The sequence below is a fragment of the Algibacter luteus genome, from assembly GCF_030344935.1.
GTDB classification, from domain to species: domain Bacteria; phylum Bacteroidota; class Bacteroidia; order Flavobacteriales; family Flavobacteriaceae; genus Arenitalea; species Arenitalea lutea.
In genome coordinates, this window is sequence record NZ_CP128313.1 from 3,105,446 (window position 1) to 3,130,387 (window position 24,942).

Annotated in this window: 27 protein-coding genes and 1 tRNA gene; 17 read left to right on the forward strand and 11 right to left on the reverse strand. The window is 33.5% G+C overall.

The annotated features are described in order from the left end of the window. Positions 1-133: 133 nt before the first annotated feature. A complete protein-coding gene (locus O5O44_RS13165) occupies positions 134-553 on the reverse strand; it encodes a (4Fe-4S)-binding protein (RefSeq protein ID WP_289194730.1) in 420 nt (139 codons plus the stop codon). A gap of 117 nt (positions 554-670) precedes the next feature. Between O5O44_RS13165 and kynU the strand changes: the two genes are divergently transcribed. The 9 genes from kynU to O5O44_RS13210 all read left to right on the forward strand — a co-directional run bounded on the left by kynU (position 671) and on the right by O5O44_RS13210 (position 8,976). Further along, a complete protein-coding gene (gene kynU / locus O5O44_RS13170) occupies positions 671-1,942 on the forward strand; it encodes a kynureninase (protein ID WP_289194731.1) in 1,272 nt (423 codons plus the stop codon). Continuing rightward, positions 1,935-3,335: an FAD-dependent oxidoreductase gene (locus tag O5O44_RS13175; protein ID WP_289194732.1), complete on the forward strand. Its 1,401-nt coding sequence runs from the start codon at positions 1,935-1,937 to the stop codon at positions 3,333-3,335. Before kynU ends, O5O44_RS13175 begins: the two co-directional genes overlap by 8 nt. Positions 3,336-3,337: 2 nt before the next feature. Next, on the forward strand, positions 3,338-3,739 hold the full coding sequence (locus O5O44_RS13180) for a RidA family protein (RefSeq protein WP_289194733.1): 402 nt from the start codon (positions 3,338-3,340) through the stop codon (positions 3,737-3,739). 42 nt (positions 3,740-3,781) lie between these two features. After that, complete coding sequence (locus O5O44_RS13185; RefSeq protein WP_289194734.1) at positions 3,782-4,102, forward strand: GIY-YIG nuclease family protein; 321 nt, start codon at positions 3,782-3,784, stop codon at positions 4,100-4,102. A 64-nt stretch (positions 4,103-4,166) separates the two neighbouring features. Continuing rightward, positions 4,167-5,606: an aldehyde dehydrogenase gene (locus O5O44_RS13190; protein ID WP_289194735.1), complete on the forward strand. Its 1,440-nt coding sequence runs from the start codon at positions 4,167-4,169 to the stop codon at positions 5,604-5,606. Positions 5,607-5,703: 97 nt separating this feature from the next. Next, positions 5,704-6,486 (forward strand): SDR family oxidoreductase, encoded by a 783-nt coding sequence (locus O5O44_RS13195; protein ID WP_289194736.1) that lies wholly within the window; start codon positions 5,704-5,706, stop codon positions 6,484-6,486. Between the two features lie 191 nt (positions 6,487-6,677). Next, complete coding sequence (locus O5O44_RS13200) at positions 6,678-7,211, forward strand: 3-hydroxyanthranilate 3,4-dioxygenase (RefSeq protein ID WP_019387855.1); 534 nt, start codon at positions 6,678-6,680, stop codon at positions 7,209-7,211. 38 nt (positions 7,212-7,249) lie between these two features. After that, entirely contained in the window at positions 7,250-8,332 is a 1,083-nt protein-coding gene (locus tag O5O44_RS13205; protein ID WP_289194737.1) for an amidohydrolase family protein, read from the forward strand. Beyond that, positions 8,332-8,976 (forward strand): O-methyltransferase, encoded by a 645-nt coding sequence (locus O5O44_RS13210; RefSeq protein WP_289194738.1) that lies wholly within the window; start codon positions 8,332-8,334, stop codon positions 8,974-8,976. The genes O5O44_RS13205 and O5O44_RS13210 overlap by 1 nt, the downstream gene beginning before the upstream one ends. A 16-nt stretch (positions 8,977-8,992) precedes the next feature. Here O5O44_RS13210 and O5O44_RS13215 read toward each other — a convergent pair whose 3' ends face one another. The 6 genes from O5O44_RS13215 to O5O44_RS13240 form a co-directional block, all read right to left on the reverse strand. Then, positions 8,993-11,260: a tetratricopeptide repeat-containing hybrid sensor histidine kinase/response regulator gene (locus tag O5O44_RS13215; RefSeq protein WP_289194739.1), complete on the reverse strand. Its 2,268-nt coding sequence runs from the start codon at positions 11,258-11,260 to the stop codon at positions 8,993-8,995. A gap of 152 nt (positions 11,261-11,412) precedes the next feature. Further along, positions 11,413-11,700, reverse strand: coding sequence for a Sec-independent protein translocase subunit TatA/TatB (locus O5O44_RS13220; protein ID WP_019387859.1), 288 nt, complete (start codon positions 11,698-11,700; stop codon positions 11,413-11,415). 83 nt (positions 11,701-11,783) lie between these two features. Next, a complete protein-coding gene (locus O5O44_RS13225; RefSeq protein ID WP_019387860.1) occupies positions 11,784-14,042 on the reverse strand; it encodes a M1 family metallopeptidase in 2,259 nt (752 codons plus the stop codon). A gap of 107 nt (positions 14,043-14,149) precedes the next feature. Further along, on the reverse strand, positions 14,150-14,653 hold the full coding sequence (locus O5O44_RS13230) for a DUF6702 family protein (RefSeq protein ID WP_289194740.1): 504 nt from the start codon (positions 14,651-14,653) through the stop codon (positions 14,150-14,152). 58 nt (positions 14,654-14,711) lie between these two features. After that, positions 14,712-15,515, reverse strand: a complete 804-nt coding sequence (locus tag O5O44_RS13235) for a carboxypeptidase-like regulatory domain-containing protein (protein WP_289194741.1) — start codon at positions 15,513-15,515, stop codon at positions 14,712-14,714. Positions 15,516-15,611: 96 nt separating this feature from the next. After that, on the reverse strand, positions 15,612-16,412 hold the full coding sequence (locus tag O5O44_RS13240; RefSeq protein WP_289194742.1) for a carboxypeptidase-like regulatory domain-containing protein: 801 nt from the start codon (positions 16,410-16,412) through the stop codon (positions 15,612-15,614). A 108-nt stretch (positions 16,413-16,520) separates the two neighbouring features. Between O5O44_RS13240 and pepE the strand changes: the two genes are divergently transcribed. Next, positions 16,521-17,228, forward strand: a complete 708-nt coding sequence (pepE, locus tag O5O44_RS13245) for a dipeptidase PepE (protein ID WP_289194743.1) — start codon at positions 16,521-16,523, stop codon at positions 17,226-17,228. A gap of 176 nt (positions 17,229-17,404) precedes the next feature. On the opposite strand, the gene O5O44_RS13250 is transcribed toward pepE, so the two are convergent. Continuing rightward, positions 17,405-17,477 (reverse strand) — tRNA-Gly (locus tag O5O44_RS13250). Positions 17,478-17,525: 48 nt separating this feature from the next. Then, complete coding sequence (locus O5O44_RS13255; protein WP_289194744.1) at positions 17,526-17,951, reverse strand: GNAT family N-acetyltransferase; 426 nt, start codon at positions 17,949-17,951, stop codon at positions 17,526-17,528. A 15-nt stretch (positions 17,952-17,966) separates the two neighbouring features. Here O5O44_RS13255 and O5O44_RS13260 point away from each other — a divergent pair, with 15 nt between their 5' ends. Together O5O44_RS13260 and O5O44_RS13265 are read left to right on the forward strand one after the other, a co-directional pair. After that, entirely contained in the window at positions 17,967-18,443 is a 477-nt protein-coding gene (locus O5O44_RS13260) for a GNAT family N-acetyltransferase (protein ID WP_289194745.1), read from the forward strand. 91 nt (positions 18,444-18,534) lie between these two features. Beyond that, positions 18,535-19,302: a M48 family metalloprotease gene (locus O5O44_RS13265; RefSeq protein WP_289194746.1), complete on the forward strand. Its 768-nt coding sequence runs from the start codon at positions 18,535-18,537 to the stop codon at positions 19,300-19,302. A gap of 65 nt (positions 19,303-19,367) precedes the next feature. Here O5O44_RS13265 and O5O44_RS13270 read toward each other — a convergent pair whose 3' ends face one another. Beyond that, positions 19,368-19,778, reverse strand: a complete 411-nt coding sequence (locus tag O5O44_RS13270; protein WP_289194747.1) for an ankyrin repeat domain-containing protein — start codon at positions 19,776-19,778, stop codon at positions 19,368-19,370. 252 nt (positions 19,779-20,030) lie between these two features. Between O5O44_RS13270 and gpmI the strand changes: the two genes are divergently transcribed. The 5 genes from gpmI to O5O44_RS13295 are packed head-to-tail and all read left to right on the forward strand — an operon-like array spanning position 20,031 to position 23,956. After that, positions 20,031-21,548 (forward strand): 2,3-bisphosphoglycerate-independent phosphoglycerate mutase, encoded by a 1,518-nt coding sequence (gene gpmI / locus O5O44_RS13275; RefSeq protein WP_289194748.1) that lies wholly within the window; start codon positions 20,031-20,033, stop codon positions 21,546-21,548. A 52-nt stretch (positions 21,549-21,600) separates the two neighbouring features. After that, on the forward strand, positions 21,601-22,005 hold the full coding sequence (locus O5O44_RS13280; protein WP_019387870.1) for a BT0820 family HAD-type phosphatase: 405 nt from the start codon (positions 21,601-21,603) through the stop codon (positions 22,003-22,005). A gap of 41 nt (positions 22,006-22,046) precedes the next feature. Beyond that, on the forward strand, positions 22,047-22,865 hold the full coding sequence (gene map, locus O5O44_RS13285; protein ID WP_289194749.1) for a type I methionyl aminopeptidase: 819 nt from the start codon (positions 22,047-22,049) through the stop codon (positions 22,863-22,865). Positions 22,866-22,867: 2 nt separating this feature from the next. Beyond that, positions 22,868-23,185 carry a cupin domain-containing protein gene (locus O5O44_RS13290; RefSeq protein WP_289194750.1) on the forward strand — a complete coding sequence of 106 codons (318 nt, stop codon included), beginning with the start codon at positions 22,868-22,870 and terminating at the stop codon, positions 23,183-23,185. A gap of 6 nt (positions 23,186-23,191) precedes the next feature. Then, positions 23,192-23,956, forward strand: coding sequence for a class I SAM-dependent methyltransferase (locus O5O44_RS13295; RefSeq protein ID WP_289194751.1), 765 nt, complete (start codon positions 23,192-23,194; stop codon positions 23,954-23,956). Here the strand turns inward: O5O44_RS13295 and O5O44_RS13300 are convergent, their stop codons facing one another. Then, the gene (locus O5O44_RS13300; protein ID WP_289194752.1) at positions 23,957-24,934 is read right to left on the reverse strand and encodes an FAD:protein FMN transferase; all 978 of its coding nucleotides are present in this window, start codon (positions 24,932-24,934) and stop codon (positions 23,957-23,959) included. Positions 24,935-24,942 lie beyond the last annotated feature (8 nt).

Genomic DNA, 24,942 nt, shown 5'->3' on the forward strand with positions numbered 1-24,942 from the left:
AGATCCAAAAGCGTAACTTATTGCGTATATAAAGTATACAATTTATTTTCCGCGTTATGCGTCTATATATATCAAAGCGCATCAATAGTTCAAAACTATTGATGCGCTTTTCAGTTGTATATGATTAATTTAATTATCCTATAAACTTATTTTTTGAATGGGTACCATCGCAATACGGTTTATTTTTTGAAGCACCACATCTACAAAAAGCGGTTGTTTTATTTTTAACTTCTTCGCTACCATCTTTATCAATGACTTTTAATGCACCGTAAACCAATAAGGGTCCGTTTTCTAAAACTTCTACCTTAGTTTCAGAGGCTTCCGGTTTATTTTCTTTCGCTCCGTTTAGATAATAACTCAATGCTCCAGAGGGACACCGTTTAACTTGATTGATTAAATCTTCGGTCGTACCCTTTTCAATCCTAACCCAAGGACGTACTCTAGGTCTAAAAACATCTGGCAAGCCTTTTGCGCAAATTCCAGAATGTATACATAATTCTGGTTTCCATACAACAGTAACTGCACCATTGGTATATTCTCTAGTTTTAGACATGGCTTCAAGTTTTAACTAAATATACAAAAAAATATCACGTCACTTTAATCTTGTTTATGCCATTCGTTACTAACTTTATAATTCTTATTTTTGTTAGAAACCGAAAACATACGCACATTGTCCGACTATAAATTAGGTCTAGATTATGCTTTAGATCAAGACCGTAAAGACGAACTTAAATCTTACAGAAATCAGTTTCACATCCCAAAAGATAAACAAGGTGATGCTTGGATTTATATGACTGGCAATTCGTTGGGATTGCAACCTAAACAAACCAAGGCATACGTAAATCAAGAACTTAATGATTGGGCTAATTTAGGCGTAGAAGGACATTTTGAAGCCAAAAACCCGTGGTTGGCCTATCATGAATTTTTAACCGAAAGTATGGCAAAAGTTGTAGGCGCCAAACCTATTGAAGTTGTGGTTATGAACACGCTTACTGCCAACTTACATTTCATGATGGTGTCGTTTTACAAACCAACTAAAACCCGTTATAAAATCTTAATTGAAAGTGATGCTTTTCCATCTGATAAATATGCTGTTGAATCGCAAGTGCGTCATCATGGATTTGATGATAATGAAGGTGTTGTGCTTTGGAAACCAAGACCAGGAGAAGAATTATTAAATTATGATGATTTAGAAACTATATTAGAAACTCAAGGTGAAGAAATTGCTTTAATAATGATTGGTGGCGTTAATTACTATACTGGTCAATATTTCGATTTAAAACGCATAACACAGTTGGGACACAAACAGGGTTGCAACGTTGGTTTTGATTGTGCACATGGCGCTGGAAATGTAGCGCTAAACCTCCACGATTCTGGTGCAGATTTTGCGGTTTGGTGCACCTACAAATATTTAAATTCTGGACCTGGAAGTTTAGCAGGTTGTTTTGTACATGAAAGACATGCTTATAGAAAAGATTTAAACCGTTTTACAGGTTGGTGGAGCCACAATAAACAAACGCGGTTTAACATGCGTGGGGAGTTTGATCAATTACCAGGAGCTGAAGGTTGGCAATTAAGCAATCCTCCTATCCTATCAATGGCAGCTATAAAAGCTTCGTTAGATTTATTTAATGAAGTTGGAATGGATAAGTTGATTAACAAGTCTAAAAAACTAACAGGCTACTTTGAATATTTGTTGAAACAATTAGGTGAAGACACCATTAGAATCATAACACCAAAAAAACCTGAAGAGCGCGGTTGCCAGCTCTCCATTCAGGTGAAAAATGCGGATAAATCATTACACAATAAATTGACTGAAGTAGGCATCATTAGTGATTGGAGAGAGCCTGATGTGATAAGGTGTGCTCCTGTACCGTTATACAATTCTTTTGAAGATGTTTATCGGTTAGTAGAAAAATTAAAAAGTATTTTGAATGCCTAAGCAACAAAACATATTAATTATAGGCGCTGGTCTTTGTGGTTCGCTTTTAGCTTTACGTTTAGGCCAAAGAGGATACAATGTTTCGGTTTACGAAATGCGTCCTGATTTACGAAAAGTAGATATATCCGCAGGTCGATCTATAAATTTGGCCTTTTCAGTCCGAGGGAATAAAGCCATGAAACTCGTTGGTTTAGAAGACCAAGTGAAAGCGCTTTGCATACCTATGCACGGTCGAATGATTCACGATGCACATGGCAACACATTTCAATCCAATTACAGCGGTCGAACGCATGAATTCATCAACTCTATTTCTCGTGGCGAACTCAATGCATTACTATTGGATGAAGCAGAAAAGCATGAGAATGTCAACATTCATTTCAATAAAAAATGTAAATCTATTGATTTTGAAAATACCACGGCATTATTTAAAGATTACAATACCAAAGACGAATTTTTAGAAGATGCCGACGTTATTATAGCCACCGATGGTGCGGGTTCAGCATTACGTAAGAGTTACTATTTAGGAAAAAAATTCTTATTTAGCTTTTCACAAGCCTATTTAACGCATGGCTATAAAGAATTAAGTATATTACCTAAAGATAATGGCGATTTCAAAATATATAAAAATGCCCTTCACATTTGGCCACGTGGTAGTTTCATGCTAATAGCACTACCCAATTTAGATGGCAGTTTTACAGTAACGCTATTTTTAAGTTATGACGAAGGTGCTTACAATTTTAATAATTTAACTAACGATGAGCGTGTGCTCGAGTTTTTTAGTAAAGAATTTCCAGATGCTTTGGCTGTAATGCCCAATTTATTAGATGATTTTTTCACGAACCCCACAGCGCCTTTAGGCACCATTAAATGTTCACCATGGCATTATAAAGGTAATACACTTTTAATGGGAGATGCAGCACATGCTATTGTTCCTTTTTACGGTCAAGGTATGAATGCTTCGTTTGAAGATGTCGTGGAGTTTGATGCTGTTTTAGATGAAAATTTAAGTAGTTGGGAAGCCACTTTTAAAACCTATGAAAAAAGACGCAAAAAAGATACCGATGCTATTGCAGATTTGGCTATAGACAATTTTCACGAAATGAAAGGGCATGTTAATCAAGCTATTTTTCAAGAAAAGCGTAAATTGGAGATGGCTTTAGAAAAACAATTTCCTGAAGACTATGCATCAAAATATGCCTTAGTGACTTTTAATGAAGATATTGGCTATAGAGAAGCCATGTTGCGAGGTCGAGCTCAAGATAAGGCCATACTGAATTTACTAGCTGATAAAAAAATTGATATCAACGGCGATTTAAAGACAATTTTAGAACAAGTAAAACAAGAAACCGAAGCCATTCTTGAAGATGATAGAATAGCTGGATTAAATCAATAATTATGGACGACAATGTAACACCAAGAGGCGCATACCCACATACCAAACGTGTTGGCGATTTTATATTCGTATCTGGAACAAGTTCCCGAAGACCGGATAACACTATTGCAGGCGTTAATATTATTGACAACATGGGGACAAAACATTTGAATATTGAGGTACAAACCCGAGAAGTTTTAAAAAATATTGAAAAGAGCTTAGCCAAAACAGGTGCTTCGTTAAAGGATGTTGTGGATGTGACATCATTTTTAGTGAATATGAACGATTTTGCCGGCTATAACAAAGCCTATGCAGAGTTTTTTGATGCGGCAACAGGACCAACACGAACTACAGTTGCAGTGCATCAATTACCACATCCTGATTTGGTGGTGGAGATCAAGGTTATGGCTTATAAAAAGATATAATTTAAACTAAATGTCTCCTCGAGCGCAGTCGAGAGGATTGTAATGAGAACGTATTTTGTATACAAACTGAAATGTTCAGACGGTTTGACATATACAGGAATAACAATTAACATTTCTAGAAGATTTGAAGAATATCAAAATGGACTAAATAAAAATTGTTTTACATTTAAACGAAGGCCTTTAGAATTAATTTTTCATCAAGAATTTAATGATGTAAATCAAGCTATATATTTTGAAAAGAAAATCAAAAAATGGAGTGGGAAGAAAAAGTTGGCTCTAGCAAATGAAAATTTTGATTTATTAGAGATTTTAGCTGAATGCAGAAATGCAACGCATTCAAAGTATAAACCAGAATCTAAATAGGTCTCGACTGCGCTCGACCGGACAAGCATAAAGTAATTTACATTAGGCATACATATAAAACAAAATGAAAATCCAAAACTTCATAAACGGCAAATTCGTAAATCCAATCTCAAACGACTGGATAGATAATTATTGTCCAGCCAATGGTGAAGTTTATGGACAAATACCCAACTCGTCAAAAGAAGATGTAGAAACTGCGTATAAAAGCGCCCAAAAGGCATTTAAACATTGGTCTCAAACCACTTTGGAAAAGCGCAGTAGAATTTTAATAAAAATTTCAGAACTACTTGAAGCCAACTTGGAGCGGCTTGCTGAAGCTGAAAGTAAAGACAATGGCAAACCTATAAGTTTAGCTAAATCTATTGACATACCGCGAGCTGCCAGTAATTTTAGGTTCTTTGGCAATGCGATAACGCAGTTCGCTAGTGAAAGTCATGAAAGTGTAGGACAAGATGCAATTAATTACACCTTGCGACAACCTATTGGCGTTGTTGGTTGTATATCCCCATGGAACCTTCCACTTTATTTATTCACATGGAAAATTGCACCTGCAATAGCTGCTGGCAATTGCGTTGTTGCGAAACCAAGTGAGGTAACACCTATGACCGCCTATTTATTAGGGCAAATTTGTGCTGAAGCTGGTTTACCTCATGGTGTTTTAAATATTGTACACGGTTTAGGAAACACAACAGGACAAGCCATTGTTGAACACCCAGAAATAAAGGCCATTTCGTTTACTGGAGGCACAGAAACAGGTGCTCATATTGCTAAAATTGCAGCGCCTCTTTTTAAAAAGCTATCTTTAGAGCTAGGAGGCAAAAACCCAAACATCATTTTTGCAGATTGTGATTATGATGATATGTTAAAAACCACAGTGCGCTCATCATTCGCCAATCAAGGTCAAATTTGTTTATGTGGAAGTCGCATTTTTGTAGAAGCATCGATTTATAAAAAATTTAAAACCGATTTTGTTTCACGAGTAAAACAACTAAAAGTAGGAAATCCGGCAATGGCAACAACAGATCTTGGTGCTTTAGTTTCTAAACAGCATTTAGAAAAAGTTTTACGCTATATAGACCTTGCCAAAACCGAAAAAGGCAAAATCCTTTGTGGAGGTAAAAAAGTTTTGGTAAAAGGCTTAGAAAATGGCTATTATTTGGAACCAACAGTGATTGAAGTTGCAACCGACGAATGCCGTGTGAATCAAGAAGAAATTTTCGGGCCAGTAGTTACCATAATGCCGTTTAATACTGAAGATGAAGTTTTAGAAATGGCCAATAAAGTTAAGTATGGCTTATCGGCTACTTTATGGACTAACAATTTAAAGCGTTCGATGCGTTTAAGTAATCAATTAGAAGCTGGCATTGTTTGGGTAAACACTTGGATGTTACGCGATTTACGCACTCCTTTTGGTGGTATAAAAGCTTCTGGCGTTGGACGCGAAGGTGGCTTTGAAGCATTACGCTTTTTTACAGAAGCTAAGAATGTTTGTATAAAATATTGACACTCTGATGTCATGCTGAACTTGTTTCGGCATCTCATTTAAAAAATAATAATTAAAGAACTAGGTCTCGACTGCGCTCGACCAAACAGTAAGAATTATGGATTTAAAACTAAATAACAAAAACGCACTTGTTTGCGGAAGCACACAAGGCATTGGGAAAGCCACAGCTATAGCATTAGCTGCCGAAGGTGTTAATGTAACTCTTGTAGCAAGAAACCGTGAAAAACTAAAAGAAGTTTTAGAAGAATTACCACAGCATAGAAACCATAGTTATATCGTGGCCGATTTTTCGAACCCTAGGGAACTTCAGGAGCAGGTTATAAAATTTATTGAAAAAGAACATGGTTTTCATATTGTTATAAATAATACTGGAGGACCGAGAAGCGGAAGCTTATTAACTGCAAGTTTAGAAGCTTTTGATAACGCATTTACTATGCATTTAAAATGCAACCATCTTTTGGCACAGGCCACTATTCCTTTTATGAAAGCTGAGGGTTTTGGAAGGATTATTAATGTAATTTCTACATCGGTAAAAGAACCTATTCCGGGACTTGGTGTAAGTAATACCATTAGAGGTGCCGTAGGTAATTGGAGTAAAACCCTTTCGGTAGAAGTTGCCGAATTTGGCATTACAGTTAACAATGTGCTTCCTGGATTTACAGACACCGAACGATTAACTGAAATTATAAAAATTAAAGCGAATATTGAAGGGCGAACTATTGAAGACATGACCGAAATCATGAAAAATTATGCACCCGTGAAACGTTTTGCAAAACCAGAAGAAACGGCAAATGCCATAACTTTTTTAGCCAGTGAAGCAGCTAGTTATATTACCGGTATTAACGTTCCTGTTGATGGCGGAAGAACCAAGTCTTTGTAATTATTTAACGAAACTAAAACACTATAAAATTTCTGGTATTTGTATCTTTATAACAAATTCGCGTTAAGGATAGAAGCGGCATCCTTTTTTGTTAGTTTGAGTATTTTGTGAAGCATGAACAAAATAGAGAACTAGCAAAAAAGATATAGCGGATAGCCTGACCCTTGTGGTAACGCCAAAAATATAAAACTATGAGTCATTTAACTTCTCCTATAAATTTTAAAGCTTGGATTGAAGAAAACAGGCATCTTTTAAAACCGCCAGTGGGTAATAAAGTGGTTTGGAAAGACGGCGATTTTATTGTGATGGTTGTTGGCGGGCCTAACAGTAGAAAAGATTATCATTATAATGAAACGCCTGAGTTTTTCTATCAGGTTGAAGGTGATATTGTTTTAAAAATTATTGATAAAGGCACACCAAAAGATGTGCATATTAAAGAGGGTGATATTTATTTATTGCCTCCTAAAGTGCCACATTCACCGCAGCGAGGTGCCAATACCGTTGGGTTAGTTATTGAATATAAAAGACCTGAAGGTGTGCGCGATGCGTTGCTTTGGTTTTGTGAAAATTGTGTAACAAAACTGTATGAAGAGGATTTTACTTTAGACAATATTGAAACTGATATGCCAAAAATATTTGATAAGTATTATGGCGATAAGGACAAACGTAGCTGTCCGAATTGCGGTGAAGTAATGCAACCTCCTAAGAAAGTACAAATAGATTAATTTTAACTTAAAGATTCCTGACCCCTCAGGACTATAAAATGAAACGTAAACTTAGAATTAACGGTCATTCACACTTATTGCCTTACCCTGAAGAGATTCCAGAATTTATGCAAGAGAAAGGTATTTTTTGGGTGGATAAGGACCGAAAATTCATGCTTCAAAAGGACTGGAAACGACCAGTAACAGACTCTAGCTTTTTCTTAGATGAAAAGCTGGAATGGATGGAACGCAACAAGTTAGACCATGCTGTAGTTTTAAACTTATCGCAACTTTATGGCAATGGTTTACGCGTTGAAGAAATGAAAAAAGCCTTACGTTTTCAAAACGATTTTAATGCTAAAGTACAACATGATAACCCCAGTAAATTTACCTGTGGTTTTGTTGTACACCCTGCTTTTATAAGAAGTGCTTGTTGGGAAATAGAACGCTGTGTTGAGAATCACGGCATGCAATTACTTTGCTTACCAACACATTATATGGATACTATTGGTACTTGGCGTTGCATTTTTGATGAAGAAAACGAGCCTATTTTTGAATTGGCGAGTCAGTATAATCTAGCCGTAGAAATTCATCCTTATGATGGTGAAAAATTTATAAAATTAGAAAATACATCATGGCGCTTTCACTTAATTTGGATGTTGGCGCAATGTGGCGATGCTTATCATTTTTTAACTTTAAACGGGTATCAAGAAAAATTTCCTAATATGCGTACGTGTTTTGCACACGGAGGACAGTTAGCACAAATAAATTTAGGGCGACGCATTCAAGGTTTTGATGGCAGACCCGACCTATTTGAAGGCAAACACCACCCAAGAAAAGCAGTAGGGCATAAAAACATCTTTTTTGACACCTTAGTGCACGATACAGGAGGATTGGAGCTTTTGATTAGAAATCACGGTTCTAAACAGGTTATCATGGGTCTTGACGATCCTTATCCGTTAGGAGAAATGGAAAGCGATAAACAATCGTCTTATCCAGGAAAAATACTTGACCTTGCTATGGAAAGAAAAATTATAAATGAAAAAGAATACAACGATATTTGGGAACATAACGTGATACAATGGCTTTGTGGAGACGACGAAAACGCCAAACAGAAATTAATTAATAGGATTTTAAGTTAATGCATTTTATACCAGAAGAATTAGATAATTATGTAGTAGCACATTCCGAAGATGAGCCCACATTATTGCAACAACTAAACCGAGAAACCTACCAAAAGATATTGCAACCTAGAATGCTAAGTGGGCATTATCAAGGGCGTGTTTTAAGTATCATTTCAAAAATGGTTAACCCAAAAAACATATTAGAAATTGGAACTTACACTGGGTATTCTGCGTTGTGTTTAGCTGAAGGCATGCAATCCGAGGGAGAATTACACACCATAGATATCAATGAAGAATTAGTTGATTTTCAGCGAAAATATTTTGATAAATCTGGTTATGGTCAGCAAATTCATCAGCATTTAGGAAATGCTATTGATATTATACCTAACCTCAATATTAACTTTGATTTGGTTTTTATCGATGCCGATAAAGAAAATTACTCAAACTATTTTCACGTGATTATTGATAAGCTAAACCCAGGAGGTATTATTTTATCAGACAATGTTTTATGGAGTGGCAAAGTATTGGATACCTCTTTTAAAAAAGATGATACTTCTACACCCGCATTAATTGAATATAATAAACTCTTGAAAGCTGATAATCGCGTTGAAACGGTAGTTTTACCTATACGAGACGGACTTACAATTACCAGAAAACTTTAGCACTTAGAAACTTCAATTAAGAAGCTAAAACTAACTGCACATCGCCATTATTATTCTGAGCGTTTTGAATGTTTTCGTTAATTACTTGGAAAAACTCATAGTTATCAAAAGGCTTAATGATGATATCGCTATACCCAATACCTTTACAGTTTTGTTCTACATCCTCAATATCTGCTGCTGTTAAGGCAACTATAGGAATGGAGTTATTAAACTGTCTAATTAAAGCGGTTGCTTCGTTCCCGTTCATTACTGGCATATTAATATCCATTAAAATAAGATCGTATTTATTATTTTTAACTTCTTTTAAAGCCTCTTTACCATTTTCAACAATTGTACATAAGTACCCGTGTTTTTTCAATAAATTTTTGGTTACAACTTGGTTTATTTTGTTATCCTCTGCAACTAAAATATTATAATTTGCTTCAGGATTTTCAATCTTTTCAGCTTTAGAATCGAAATCTGAAATGACTTTCGTTTTGTTTTGATCTAATTCAAAATTAATTTCAAAGTTAATTTTTGTACCTACACCTAATTCACTTTCTAATTTAATTTCACTTTCAAAAAGCTCTATTAAATTTTTAGTAATGGATAAACCTAATCCTGTACCTTGATAATTTAAATTACTATCTTCTAATTGACAGAAGTTATCAAATATCATTTCGAATTTATCTTTAGAAATACCAATGCCGTTATCTTCAATTTCAAAATTTAAACCAACATTTTTATTGTCTAATGAAACTAATTTTACTCTTAAATTGATTATACCGTTTGCGGTGAACTTAACACTATTCCCTATTAAATTAATTAATATTTGAGACAATCTTACTTTATCACATTTAATATATTCTGGTACATAATTATCAATTGAAATTTCAATTTGATTATTAGTTTCTTCTAATCGATAATCAAAAGAATTAACAATATCAGCTAACATATCTTTTAAATTAACAGATACGTTTTTAAGTTCAACCTTGTTCGCTTCCATTTTACCAACTTGAAGGATATCATTTATTAAATTCAATAAATAATCTCCAGAGTATTTTAATGATTTTAAATGTTTCTTGTCTTTGGTGTTTAGACTATTATTTTCAAGTAACAACGAAGTAATACCTACTACACCATAAAGCGGAGTTCTTAATTCATGAGAGACATTAGATATAAATTTACTTTTTAATTCTGATGATTTTAAAGCCTCGTCTTTAGCTAATTCTAGTTCGCTATTTTTTACCTTTAAAGTTTTACTTAGCTTCATTTTTTGGCTATAACTTCTATAGATTATAATTATTGAACCAATTAATAAGAATAAGGTTATAAATATTACCGTGTTAATTCTTTTAAACTTGTTAGCAATTTCAACTTGCTGAATTCTTGCTGCATTGGCTATTTGAGCTTCATTTTTATAATCCTCAATAAGAAACTTCGATTTAATTATTAAATCTTGTCTACTTTTTTCTTCATTAAGAAGTTTATCTTTAAAACTATTATGTTCTAATAATGTAATATAAGCCTCGGTACTTTTACCTGCTTTTGCTAATGAAATTGACAATTGCATATAAACATTACTCAACAATTCTAAATCAATTTCTTGGTCGCCTTCTTTTAATAATACAATAGCTTCTCTAAACTTAATATTAGCGCTATTATAAAGTTCATTATGCGCAGAATAAACACCATAAATGTACTTGTAATAACCCTTTAAGTTTGAACTGATTTCATTCGTTTTTAAATAATCTTCTAGTTTTAAAAGATTTAATAACGCTTCATCAAAATTTTTCTTTTCAATATATATTTCACACAAATTAATTCTTGCTTCAACAAAAACTTTTTGTATTTGTTCTTTTTCAAGTTCATTGATATACTTACTAACCACAGAAGATTTTAGTGCTTTTTCAAAATATTGGATACTTTTTGTATCAATATTTTGTTCTCTATAAATTTTAGCTAGATTTAGATAAGAGCTAGATATTAAATAGCTATCATCAATAGGTTTTAAAACATTAATTGTTGAATTGTAATATTGTATGGCAGATTCGTAATTCTCCATTAAGAAATAAATATTTCCTAAATTATAGTTTGCAGTTGCACTACCATAATGATCTTGGATAGAATCAGACAATTCTTTAGCGCTAATAAATTCTTTGAAAGATTTTACTATTTCATCATCATTATAAAACTGTAAGGCTGACGAGTTAATATGATCAATTTGTTTGATAATTTCTCGGTCTTCTTTTCCGAAAGATAAGATTGAAAAGAATAAAAAACAGATGAATAGGTTAATTCTCATGGCTATTAAATTTGATTTGGGGAGGGACGCCAATATTGTTTGGGAGGGAATCCAAAGGTATTTTTTAATCCAAAACAAAAATTAAAAAATCGTTAAAACGATTTAACTTCTTGATAAAAAGTTGAGTTATAATCGGATAAATAGTTTAAACGCTAAAATTTACGTTTAACTGAACCTGTAAAGTCGTCTAAGTCGTCCTTTACTTTATCAAGTTCTTTCTTTACATCTTTAGTGATGCTAGTATCTATTCCGTTTTTTTCGGCGGTTTTTGTGATTTCGTGTTTAATATCGTTGGTAGCGTCTTTAAGTGTGCGCATACCTTTACCTAATCCACGAGCTATTTCTGGCAACTTATCAGCGCCAAAAACCATAATGACAATAAATAGTATAAACGCTATTTCCGCGCCACTAATAAATAAAAATGTTGCTTGTAGTATCACAGTACAAATATAGTGAGTTGTTTTGTTAGAATAAAAAAAGCCGATTGTTAAAATCGGCCTTTTTATAAAATATGTGGTTTTAATTAACCTCTTACCTTTTCTTTAAACTTATCGAATTCGCTATCTTCTGCTTGCTTAGGCCATGAATTATTCGACGTATCAACATCGGCAGTTTCTAAATCTGGGTCAACAACTAAGCTTGTTATGGCTTTGTCTGTTCTAAACACCTTTTTTACTTCCCATTCATTATATCTCCAAATTTGAGCTGGGAATGTTTTTCTTTCTTTCGTACCATCTTCATAAGTAATTTCCAATATAATTGGCATTACTAATCCACCTGGTTTTTCAAAAGTAACTTCGTAAAAATACTTTGGTGCATCTTTTAATCTTGCTTTTTCAGCTTCTGGTAAACTTTCAATATAATCAGTAATGAATTTAAAGTCGGAAGCATTTTTTGCTTCTGTTGGCTTTTCTCCTTCTTTCGCTTCAGCATAAAAAACTAATCTATCCTTATAATCATCAAGATTCATGTTATACATTTTAGCTGTTTCAACAGCCGCTTCCGTAGGCTTATCTGTTAAATAGTATTGTTTTACACCTTTTACACCAATATCGGTATAATCAGTTGTGTAGAACCATCCTCTCCAAAACCAATCTAAATCCATTGCAGAAGCATCTTCCATTGTTCTGAAGAAATCTGCAGGCGTAGGGTGTTTAAACATCCAACGTTGTGAATAGGTTCTAAAAGCATAATCAAACAATTCTGGACCCATAATAGTTTGTCTTAACATATATAATCCTGCTGCAGGTTTTGTATATGCATTCGGACCAAACTTGTGTACGTAATCACCTTGTGACATAATTGGTGAAATAAAATTTTGATCGCCACCCATGTAAGGCACTATATCTTTTGGAAGGTTTCCAGTAATGAAGTTAGGATCGTAATCTAACTCAGCTAAAGTTTCAACAAATGAATTTAAACCTTCGTCCATCCATGTCCATTGGCGCTCATCACTATTTACAATCATTGGGAAGAAGTTATGCCCTACTTCATGCGTAATTACACCAATCATTCCTCTTTTTAATCGCTCAGAATAGCTTCCATCTGGATCTGGACGTCCGTAATTAAAACATATCATTGGATATTCCATTCCCATTTGCGCATGAACTGAAATCGCTTTACTGTAAGGATAATCAAAAGTTAGTTTTGAATACTCTTCTAAAGTATTAGCAACAACTCGCGTAGAGTGCTCTTCCCAAAGTGGGTTACCTTCTTTAGAATATAATGAAATAGCCATTACAGATCTTCCATTAATATCAACCGCCATTGCATCATAGATAAATTTTCTTGAGGTTGCAAAAGCATAATCTCTAACGTTTTTAGCTTTAAAATGCCATGTTTTCTCTTTCGTACTTCTTTGTTTTTCTGCTTGTTCTGCTTCTTCTTGAGTTATAACAAAAACAGGGTTGTCAAAAGTTTTTGTAGCTTTTTCGTAACGTTTTAACTGCTCTTTAGTAAAACAATCCTTTCTATTTTGTAACTCTCCAGTAGCCTCCAACATATGGTCTGCAGGAACTGTAATTTTCACATCAAAGTCTCCAAACTCAAGTGCAAACTCACTTCTTCCCCAAAACTGCATATTTTGCCAACCTTCAACATTATCATAAACACAAAGTCTAGGATAAAACTGAGCAATAACATATGTGTTATTACCATCTGGAAATGCTTCATAGCCCGATCTTCCACCTTCTAAAATATGGTTATTCACATTATACCACCATTTTATCTGAAACTTAAAAATTTCACCTGGTGCTAATGGTTTTGCCAAATTTATTCTCATCATAGTTTGATTTATTAAATAAGATAAATCCGAACCATCTTCGTTTTTTACATATTCTATATTAAACCCACCATCAAAACGATCTTTTAAATTCGCTTTTGTAAATGATTGTGGCCCATTAAATGCCGCGTCAAAACTTTCAGTAGTGATATCTGGCGTTTTAGAATCTTTAGCACGCATATTTTGATCTAACTGTACCCATAAATATTCTAAATGATCTCTTGAATTATTATGGTACGTTATTTTTTCGTCACCAAAAATCTGGCTCTTGTTTTCGTCCAGACGAATATTCATCACGTAATCTACTTGTTGCTGTGTGTAGAGGTGCCCTGGAGCTCCAGAAGCAGTTCTACTCTCATTTGGGGTAGCCAAAACATCTTTCATTTGTCTGAACTTGTTTTGATCGGTATGACCTTGCGGCTTTTGGGTAACTTTTTCTTGTGCAAATACTCCTGAAACAAGGAATACAAATGATAAGAAAAGATAAACGTGTTTTTTCATTGCTATTTTGTTTTGTTAGAAAAAAATATGTTTTTTACAATAATCGTTAGAAGATTGTTATTAAATGTGGCCGAAAATACTAAATTATGTATTCTAAATACTAGAATTTAATTAAATTTTAACAAAGCATTAGGATTATCTGAACTTAGTATGACGCTTTTATTTTTAGAATTTATTTTTGTTTTAATAATATTTTTTTGATCATCGAACAAATCAAATAATATACTATTTGTAACAGAGAAGGTATCTATGTGCGTTACGCCTTCTACCTCTAAATAACAACGTACAATATCGCCTTCATATTCTTTACCAATAAAATTAAGTTTTACATCCTTATCATTTATTTTTAGCTTAAGATGTTCTTGTAAATATCGGTTTAGGTAAGAACTAATTATAGGTGCCTCGTCTTTATCTGAAAGTACTAAAAACTCATCATAGTTAGTTTGTAAAGCGTTTTCTAAATCGTCGATAAAGATTCGAGAAATAATTTGAACCGATTCTTTTTCTTGCACATAATTAATCTGCGTAACACTGATATAATATTTATGCACAGAAGTGAACGCAACAAGCGGCAAGATAAATGCTGCTATTAAAATTTTTAATAATTTCATACAATAATTTAAGATGACTAAAATACTCTTTGAAATTCAAAAAGCATTCCAAAGCTTATTAATTTTTACTAGAATCTAAATTATTTAAGTACTGCCTATATTTCATTCTTAAAAAAATTAAAATTTTAAAATCTATGTTGTTCTTGCAATGTTGTAAAAAATTCGCATCATCAGCACAGAAATAAAAGAAATCCATTTTTAAATCTTCCTCTAAATGATTAGAAGCAAAAAAATCTTTCGATAATCTTGCTTTTATACTTTGTATTAAGGCTTCTTTCTCTTCAAGTTTAACCCTATTTTTAAGTCTTTTGGTTCTTCCACTTAATCCATTAAGTATTGGATTTAATGGCAAGCCACCAGTCAAAACTCCTAAAAGCATTTTTGGTTTGAAATCGCCTGCTTCCTTTAATCGTCTTTCACTTTGTGTTGCAGGTTTTCCTGTATACCCAGGTATTCCAACATCATAAAAATTTATAGGAGCTTCTCCTTCTATATTTCCTATATCAGACATTAAATTACCAGTTAACACTTTACCAATTACCACTTCATCTAACTCATTAATTTTTTCATCTAATTTCACATAAACGACTCTGTTAGCCAAAATTTCTTTCGTTACAAGAACCTCTTTATTAAAATGTTGAATTGATGAAAAAGTTAAAGTGTCATTCAATTTTGCAGCAATCTTAAAATGACCATTACGATCTGTAATTGTGAATTTCTGTCCTGTTTTATTTAAAACATGAATATTCTCAATTTCAGAAGTACTATCAACTCTACCCAAGATGTCAATTAAATTTGTAGACTGACTAAATGCAGAAACAGACCAAAAAATAAGTCCTAAAATAAAAAATACGCGCCTCAAATTGGTTACATTAGGCTGTAAAGAACGTATTTCAAATCTTAAAGAAAATGTAAATGGCTTTTAATGTTTTGTTAAAAGGCCTAAAAGCAAGACGTTTTAGTTTTTTCTTCCCAGAAATTCTGCACTTTTGTTATTAAGTAGTTCAAGAAACTCCATTTCTTTACCGTAATTAAGAAGTGCATAATCAAAATCATCGGCTTCAACATATCTTATAAATTCTTCAACCCGATGTTCTGGAATATTAAAATTATCAACCAAAAACTCCGATCCAAAATAATATTTAATTGATTCTATCGGAACTTCAGGTACCCCGGCCGTTTTTTTATCCTTAACTCCAGATCTAAATAGCGGTAATAACAATTGGTCTACAACGTTTATAATGTTAAGACCATTTACCATAGGTTGGTGTTGTCTATCCACAGATATATTACTAACCTCAGATTTATAATCGGTTTCAAAATCATATTCTTTGCTACGTTTTACCCCAAAATATAAAGCATCCAATTTGGGCTTAAACGGTTTAGCATCTTCCATATCGGTATTTAAATTACCTGTTAACCCTTTTGTAGAAACAATAACTTCATCTAACCTGTTAATCTCTTCAATTAAAAAAAGCTTCATTCTTCTAGAATCTAAAATAGCTTTATTAACCTTAAAACCAATGTTTTGATATTGCAACGCGCTAACTTCTATGTTATCATTTAAAGCAACTTTCAAACTAAATTCCCCATTTTCATCTGTTATCGTTCCTGTATTAGTCGATGTATTAAAAATTGTAATACCTGCAACATCGCTACCTTCAACAATAATTTTACCAGACACCTCAACCCTAGTTATTGTTTGCGCAACACTATTTAAGGTTGTAATCAGAGTTAAAAAGAGCATAAATTTTTTCATGTTTTTTATTTTGAAAATACCACTTTTAATTCAAATTATGAAGTAAAATTCTTAAAATCTTTAGCAAATATAATTTTTCATTAGCTTTACAAAATAAACAATAATTTCATGCAAAATATTATAATTGCGAGCACTTCCACTGTTCATGGCAGCGGCTATTTAGAGTATATTATACAAGATTTAAAGGCGTTTTTTAAAAACGCAGATACCATACTTTTCATTCCTTATGCACGACCTGGTGGCATATCACATGAAGATTATACCCGACTAGCCAACAAGGCATTCGCAAAAATAAATATAAAGGTAAAAGGCATTCATGAATTTAACAATCCAGCCCAAGCCATTAAAAATGCACAAGGCATATTTGTGGGTGGCGGCAACACTTTTGTACTTACCAACCAGCTGTATAAACACAATCTTATAGACATCTTAAAGCAAACCGTAAAAAATGGCACACCCTATTTGGGTACAAGCGCAGGGAGCAACATTTGTGGTTTAACCATTAAAACCACCAACGATATGCCCATTGTTCTCCCACCAAGTTTCAATGCCTTAGGTTTGGTTCCATTTAACATCAACCCGCATTATCTAGACCCATTGGCCAACAGTAAGCATATGGGCGAAACTAGAGAAACCAGGATTAAAGAATTTCATCATTTCAACACGCCACCTGTAATAGGATTGCGCGAAGGAAGCTGGTTACACGTCACCCAGAATTCCATCATTTTAAAAGGACCACTAACGGCTCGAGTTTTCGAGTACAACAAAGTTCCCTACGAAGTAGAAACTGAAACCCAACTCAATCAATTAAAATAATTTGGGCGTGCCCCAAAAAAAGGGTCGGGCTATACGTTACAAGTCCTCGTTCGTACCTCACTGTGGGCTTTCCACTGCTATCCCTCACGCGGGCGTTTTAGCAAACATTAGTTTTTAAACCAAAAATCGAACTTTTTAGTATAAAAAAAGCCTCATCAATTTGAAGAGGCTTTTAGAGCGGGAGACCAGGTTCGAACTGGCGACATTCAGCTTGGAAGGCTGACGCTCTACCAACTGAGCTACTCCCGCATTATTGCGCTGCAAATATATAAACTGTTTCTTTCTGCGCAAGAAAATTTATAGCTTTTTTAAAAAATGATATCCCAGTATTTTAAAGCCTTCATTAAAGTAAAATTTATGCGACTGATTGTTACTTACATACGTATTCAACTCTATAGTTTCAAAACCTTTATTAATCAAATAATTATAAATCCAATCAAAGAATTTTTTACCTAAACCTTGTCCGCGATAGCCATCATCAATATAAACATGATCTGCTTCAGCACTCTTGCCAGAATAATGTCTTGTGCAATACCATAAACCACAAACTCCAATTAATTTTTCATTATCATAAATACCAGCGCATTCATAATTTTGATTTATCATTTCAGAAAATCGCTGACTCAAACTATCTTCTGTCACCTTAAAATCGTTCAACTTATAAACTAGCGGAACAGCCGCAAAAATTTGATCCTTTTCTAAAATCTTAAACTGTATTGACATAATTATTTTTTAAGTTTGAAAATTACTAAAATCAATAAACATATTAACGCAACTGATTATAAAATAAAACAAATTACTGCCGAGGAAGCATTTACAGTAAGGCATCCAGTTTTAAGAGCAGGAAAACCTATTGAAACTTGCGCTTTTGAAGAGGATAACCTGGATACAACTTTTCATTTCGGGATTTTCGATAATGAAACTTTAGCAGGCATATGTACTTTTCTAAAAAACACGACGCCTTATGCTTCAGAAAAAGCCCAATATCAACTAAGAGGAATGGCGGTACTAAAACCCTATCAAAATAAAGGATTAGGTAGTATTATTTTAAAACACGGAGAACGCGTCTTGAAAGCAAAAAACATCAATTTAGTTTGGTGTAATGCACGGGAAGTTGCTGCTAATTTCTATAAAAAAAAAGGATACAAAACAATTGGCAAACCGTTTAATATTAAAGATATAGGCCTCCATTACGTCATGATTAAAAAACTTTAATAGGAATTTTATTGAAGTGACTTATTTAAATCTGCGGTGTCAAACCTTTATAACCTAAAATTTTGTAATTTTAGTAACCAATTTTATTAAAATGAGAGGAAAAAATCTAAAATTCCGACTATTAATAGGGGCAGCAATCGCGTTATTTTTTGTTTTCAAAAGGTGTAGCCAACAAGAAGTAAATCCTTATACAGGTAGAACCCAAACCATTTCCATGACTCCTGATAAGGAAATAGCCATAGGTTTACAAAGCGCGCCACAAATGGCACAACAACATGGTGGTTTGCATCCAAACACCCAATATCAAGCCTTAGTTGATAATGTGGGGAATAAACTAGTAAATAATAGTATTGCACGCGAAACGCCTTATAGATACGAATTTCATTTATTAGCAGATCCAAATACCATTAATGCATTTGCATTACCTGGCGGACAAATATTTATCACGCATGCGCTTTTTTCAAAATTAGAAAACGAAGACCAATTAGCTGGTGTATTAGGGCATGAAATTGGACATGTTTTAGGAAGGCACAGTGCAGAAAGAATTGCCGAAAGCGAATATTGGCAAGGACTATCAACCGCAGGGTCTGTAGGTGCCGATATGGGAGGACTGGTTAGTGGTATTGGGCAAAATACCTTATTAACCAACGGAAGAGGCGATGAATTAGAAAGCGACGACCTTGGTGTGAAATTTATGATTAAAGCTGGTTATAATCCAGAAGAAATGATTGGCGTGATGAAAATATTAAAAGATGCAGCAGGTCCAAACCGCGTACCAGAATTTCAAAGTACACACCCAGATCCTGACAATAGGATAGAAAAAATTCAAGAAGCCATCGAAAAATACAGAAATTTATAATACAAAAAAGCCTCATTAAATGAGGCTTTTTTAATCGAGTGACTAACTCAAATAATTACTAAATTTTAAATAATTTTTCTTTTGCTCGCTTTTGCTTCAGCCAAAGCCTCAATGATTATTGCTTCGGTATCGCTTGCTCCATGTAACTGGGCATATTCTAAAGCTGTCATTTTTTTATCAGACTTTGCTTTTAAATTAGCGCCATGAATAATTAAAAGCTTTAAAATCTCTGTTCTATTGTATTTTGCAGCGTACATCGCAGGAGTCATACCATTAGATTTTTCATTAACATCTGCCCCTCTACTTATAAGTTTTTGAACAGTTTCTAAATCGCCTTTGGCAATAGATACACAAAACGAATTCACTTTAAAAAAAGCTTCTAATTCGTAATTAACACTTTGATTTTCTGGAGCTGCATTTGCTGATACTAATGAAAAGCATAATGCCATTGCGGTAATAATCATTGTTTTTTTCATGATGAAAGATTTTAATTTGATTAATTGATTTACGTTTTTTGATATACTAAAGAGACGACAATAATTTTAATCTGTTACATAAAAAAACATTTATAACACATTTTTAACGTTTGATTCACACATTGTTAACGAAAACGTTTGCATAAAAAAACATGAGAACATTCCTTAAAAAATCAGGCTTTTACAAGGTTTTTTTAACTCCATTTATAAGAAACTTATGTATCTTTGTTCGGTTTTAAATTTTAACAAAAAATGAACAAAAAAGTTATTTTAATGATTCTTGATGGTTGGGGAAATTCACCTGACCCAAAAGTTTCGGCTGTCGATCAAGCTAACACGCTATTTATAGATTCTTTATATAAAAAATATCCCTATGCCACACTTCGTACCGATGGTTTGCATGTTGGATTACCAGAAGGGCAAATGGGAAACAGTGAAGTTGGACACATGAATTTAGGTGCTGGTAGAATAGTCTATCAAGATTTAGTTAAGGTAAATTTAGCTGTAAAAAACAAAACCTTAAATAACGAAAAAGTATTGGTAGATGCGTTTGATTACGCTAAATCAAACAATAAAGATATTCATTTTTTAGGACTTTTAAGTGATGGAGGTGTACACTCGCACATTAATCATTTATTAGGATTAATTGACGCTGCTAACGAATTTGGAGTTCAAAATTCTTATGTTCATGGATTTACAGACGGACGTGACGTAGACCCAAAATCGGGTGCCGGATTTGTTAAGCAGTTAGAAAACCATATAGAAAATACAAATGCTAAAATTGCAACCATCTCGGGTCGTTATTATGCCATGGATAGAGATAAACGTTGGGAACGTGTTAAACTCGTATACGATGCCTTAGTAAATAATGTTGGTGAAAACTCAAACAATATAACTCAAAGTATAGAAGCCAATTACGCTAACGATGTTACCGATGAGTTTATCAAGCCCATAATTGCTGTTGATGATAACAACCAACCGCTCACTAAAATTAAAAATGGTGACGTTATAATCTTTTTTAATTTTAGAACAGACCGTGGTAGAGAATTAACAGAAGTACTTTCTCAAGTTGATTTTCCAGAATACAATATGCACAAATTAGATTTGCATTATGTAACTCTAACCAATTACAACGATACTTATAAAAATATTAAAGTTATTTTCAACAAAGAAAACTTAACTGAAACCTTGGGTGAAGTGTTAGAGAAAAATAACAAAACACAAATTAGGATAGCTGAAACTGAAAAATATCCGCATGTTACCTTTTTCTTTTCTGGTGGAAGAGAGCAAGAATTTAAAGGCGAAAAGCGTATTTTAAGAAACTCACCAAAAGTGGCAACTTACGATTTAAAACCAGAAATGAGCGCTTATGAATTGCGTGATGCACTGGTTCCTGAACTTGAAAAAGGCGATGTTGATTTTGTATGTTTAAACTTTGCCAATGGTGATATGGTTGGTCATACCGGTGTTATGGAAGCTGCAATAAAAGCATGTGAAGCCGTAGACGAATGTGTTAAAGATGTGGTAACTACAGCATTAAACAATGGCTACACCACATTACTCATTGCAGATCACGGTAATTGTGAAACCATGATAAACCCTGATGGCTCACCTAACACCGCACACACAACTAACCCAGTACCTGTAATTTTAATTGACAATGAATTAAAAACAATTAAAGATGGTATTTTAGGAGATATCGCACCAACTATTTTAAAATTGATGAATGTTGAACAACCCGCTGCAATGACTCAACATCCCTTAGTTTAATAAAAAAAATTAATTAGCGTAACTTTGCCCTAATCTATGTAATTGAAAAAAAATGAATTTTAACGATACACTTATCATTGCTATTGATTTTGACGGGACTATCGTTGAAGATGCTTATCCCAAAATCGGCAAACCTATATTATTTGCATTTGAAACTTTAAAAAAATTGCAAGAAGATGGTCACCGCCTTATTTTATGGACATACAGATGCGGTGACAGACTTCAAGAAGCTGTTAACTTTTGCGAAGAAAATGGTATTCGTTTTTACGCTGTAAATAAAAGTTTTCCTGAAGAAGAATTCGTAAACGACATAAGCAGAAAGATTAATGCTGATTTATTTATAGACGACAGAAATATTGGAGGTTTTCCAGGTTGGGGCGAAGTTTATCAACTGCTCACAAACACGGCACCTCCTATTCCCGAAAAAAAGAAAGGCTTTTTTGGGCTATTTAAATAACTTGAGTTTTTAAGTATCTTTGCACTCCTATTATTATTTTTATGATTATTGTTAAAACAAGAGAAGAAATAGAATTAATGCGCGAAAGTGCTTTAATTGTATCTAAAACATTAGGTGAATTAGCAAAAGAAATTAAACCAGGAGTTACAACGCTTCAATTAGATAAAATTGCTGAAGAATGTATAAGAGACCAAGGTGCTATTCCAGGGTTTTTAGGGTTATATGATTTCCCAAATACCCTTTGCATGAGTCCTAATTCACAAGTAGTACATGGTATTCCCAACGCTACACCTTTGGTTGAAGGCGATATTATTTCTATTGATTGTGGCGCATTAAAAAATGGGTTTTATGGAGACCACGCCTATACTTTTGCAGTTGGTGAAATTGATCCAGAAACAGAAAAATTACTTCAAGTAACCAAAGAATCCTTATACGTTGGTATTAGAGAATTTAAAGCTAATAATCGTGTTGGCGATGTGGGTTATGCGATTCAAAAGTATTGTGAAGATCATGGTTACGGTGTAGTTAGAGAATTAGTAGGTCATGGTTTAGGAAGCAAAATGCACGAAGACCCAGAAATGCCGAATTACGGCAAACGTGGTAAAGGCAAAAAATTTGTTGAAGGCATGGTTGTGGCTATAGAACCTATGATTAATATGGGAACACACCGCATAAAACAACATAGAGACGGTTGGACCATTACGACACAAGATGGTAAACCTTCGGCACATTTTGAACATGATGTAGCACTTATTGATGGTAAACCAGAATTACTTTCAACATTCGCATATATTTATGATGCTTTAGGAATTGTAAGCGATGAGGAAAATGAATTTAGACAAAAGGCATTAGTTTTGTAACTATGACCCATAAATTCTCAGATATTACAGATAAGATTTTAATAGATGGCATTAAAGGTAAATATATACATACCAACAACAATACCGTTGGATTGGTAAACATTGTAAAAGGCGCAGTATTACCTGTTCATTCTCATGTTCATGAGCAAATTACCCAAGTAATTTCTGGTAAATTACAAATGACTATTGATGGTAAAACCCAAATACTTGATTCCAATTCGATTACTATCATTCCTTCTAACACAGAGCACGGTGCTCTTGCTTTAACAGATTGCGTTGTAATTGATACTTTTTATCCTGTACGTGAAGATTATAAATAATCACTTTTGAAACAAATTTTCAAACTTATACTTAATACCGTTCCTAGGCCCTTGCTCATTAGGCTAAGTTATGCTATAAGACCAATTTTAGCTTTCTTTTTAAAAGGAAAAACTTATACCGACCCCATTGATGGTAAATCATTTAAAACCTTTTTACCTTATGGTTATGGCAGCCAACGAAACAACGTATTATCACCTTCAACTTTAAGTTTAGAAAGACATCGATTACTTTGGTTGTATCTTAAAAATGAAACCGACTTTTTTACTGCTGAAAAAAAAGTACTTCACTTTGCTCCAGAACAAGCGTTTTATAAGCGTTTTAGAAATATGAAAAATCTAAACTATGTCACCACAGATTTAAACTCGCCATTGGCAGATGTTAAGGCCGATATTTGTAACCTTCCCTTCAACGATAATGAATTTGATGTGATATTATGCAATCATGTTTTAGAGCATATCCCTGATGACACCAAAGCCATGCAGGAATTGTATCGCGTGCTTAAAGCTGGTGGTATAGGTATTTTTCAAATTCCGCAAGATTTAAATAGGTCCATTACTTTTGAAGATAATACCATCACAGATAAAAAAGAACGCGCAAAAATATTTGGACAATACGATCATGTTCGCGTATATGGTCGAGATTATTTTGATAAACTTCGCTCCATTGGTTTTAAAGTTGAAGCCGTAGATTATACTCAAACAATTTCCCCTGAAAAAATTACCGAATATTGTTTAGCTAAAGGCGAAATAATTCCAGTAGTTTACAAATAATTATTCCTCAGGAAACCCATTTAATGTAAGAGTTTCAAGCTCTTGATTATCATTCACAAAAATTAAAAAGACTTTCAATTCTGGGTGTCGCTTTAAAAATGTTTTCACCTTTTCTATTCCCATGACTTTAAAAGCTGTAGCATAAGCGTCAGCAGTCATACAATTTTCTGCAATTACAGAAACACTTAGTAAATTGGTTTTACTCGGGTAACCTGTTTCGGTATTAATTATATGGGCATATCGATTGCCGTTCTCATCAACCTTAAATTTTCTATAAGTACCAGAGGTTGCCATAGCTTCATTTTTTAAAGAAATAGCTTTTAATATAGACTGTCCGCCTTCAAAGTTTGGTTCTTCAACACCCACTTTCCATTTACTATGTTTTTCAGTATTTCTACCTTTCGCTCTTAACTCACCACCAATTTCAACTAAATAATTCTTCACATTTTGAGATTCAAGAAACTCTCCAATCACATCAACGCCATAACCTTTTGCAATAGCGTTAAACTCTAAATACACATTAGGATTCGATTTAATAATAGAACGCTTTAACCTGTATGTTTTATCATAGCCTACATATTGCATTAAACTATCTATTTTTAAACTATCAACAACTTCTATAGTGTTCTCAGCTCCGAATTGCCACGCATTAACCACGTTACCAATTGTTGGGTCGAAAGCGCCTTCAGTTAATCCAAAAATTTCTTTTGACGCATCATAAACATTAATAAAATGATTATCAATTTCAACAGTTTCGTTTCTATTTAATTTTGAAATATCGGAATTGATTTGATATGTAGACATCGATTTATTAATCACATAAAACAAACTATCAAATTGTTTTTCATAATTAATATCGGAATCATAAATTATAGAATAACTAGTCCCAAAAACGGCTCCAGTAAGTTTGGTGTTTTTTTGTTCTCCATTACAAGATATCAAAAAACTAACCAATAATACGCCTAATACTTGCTTCATAAAATTTC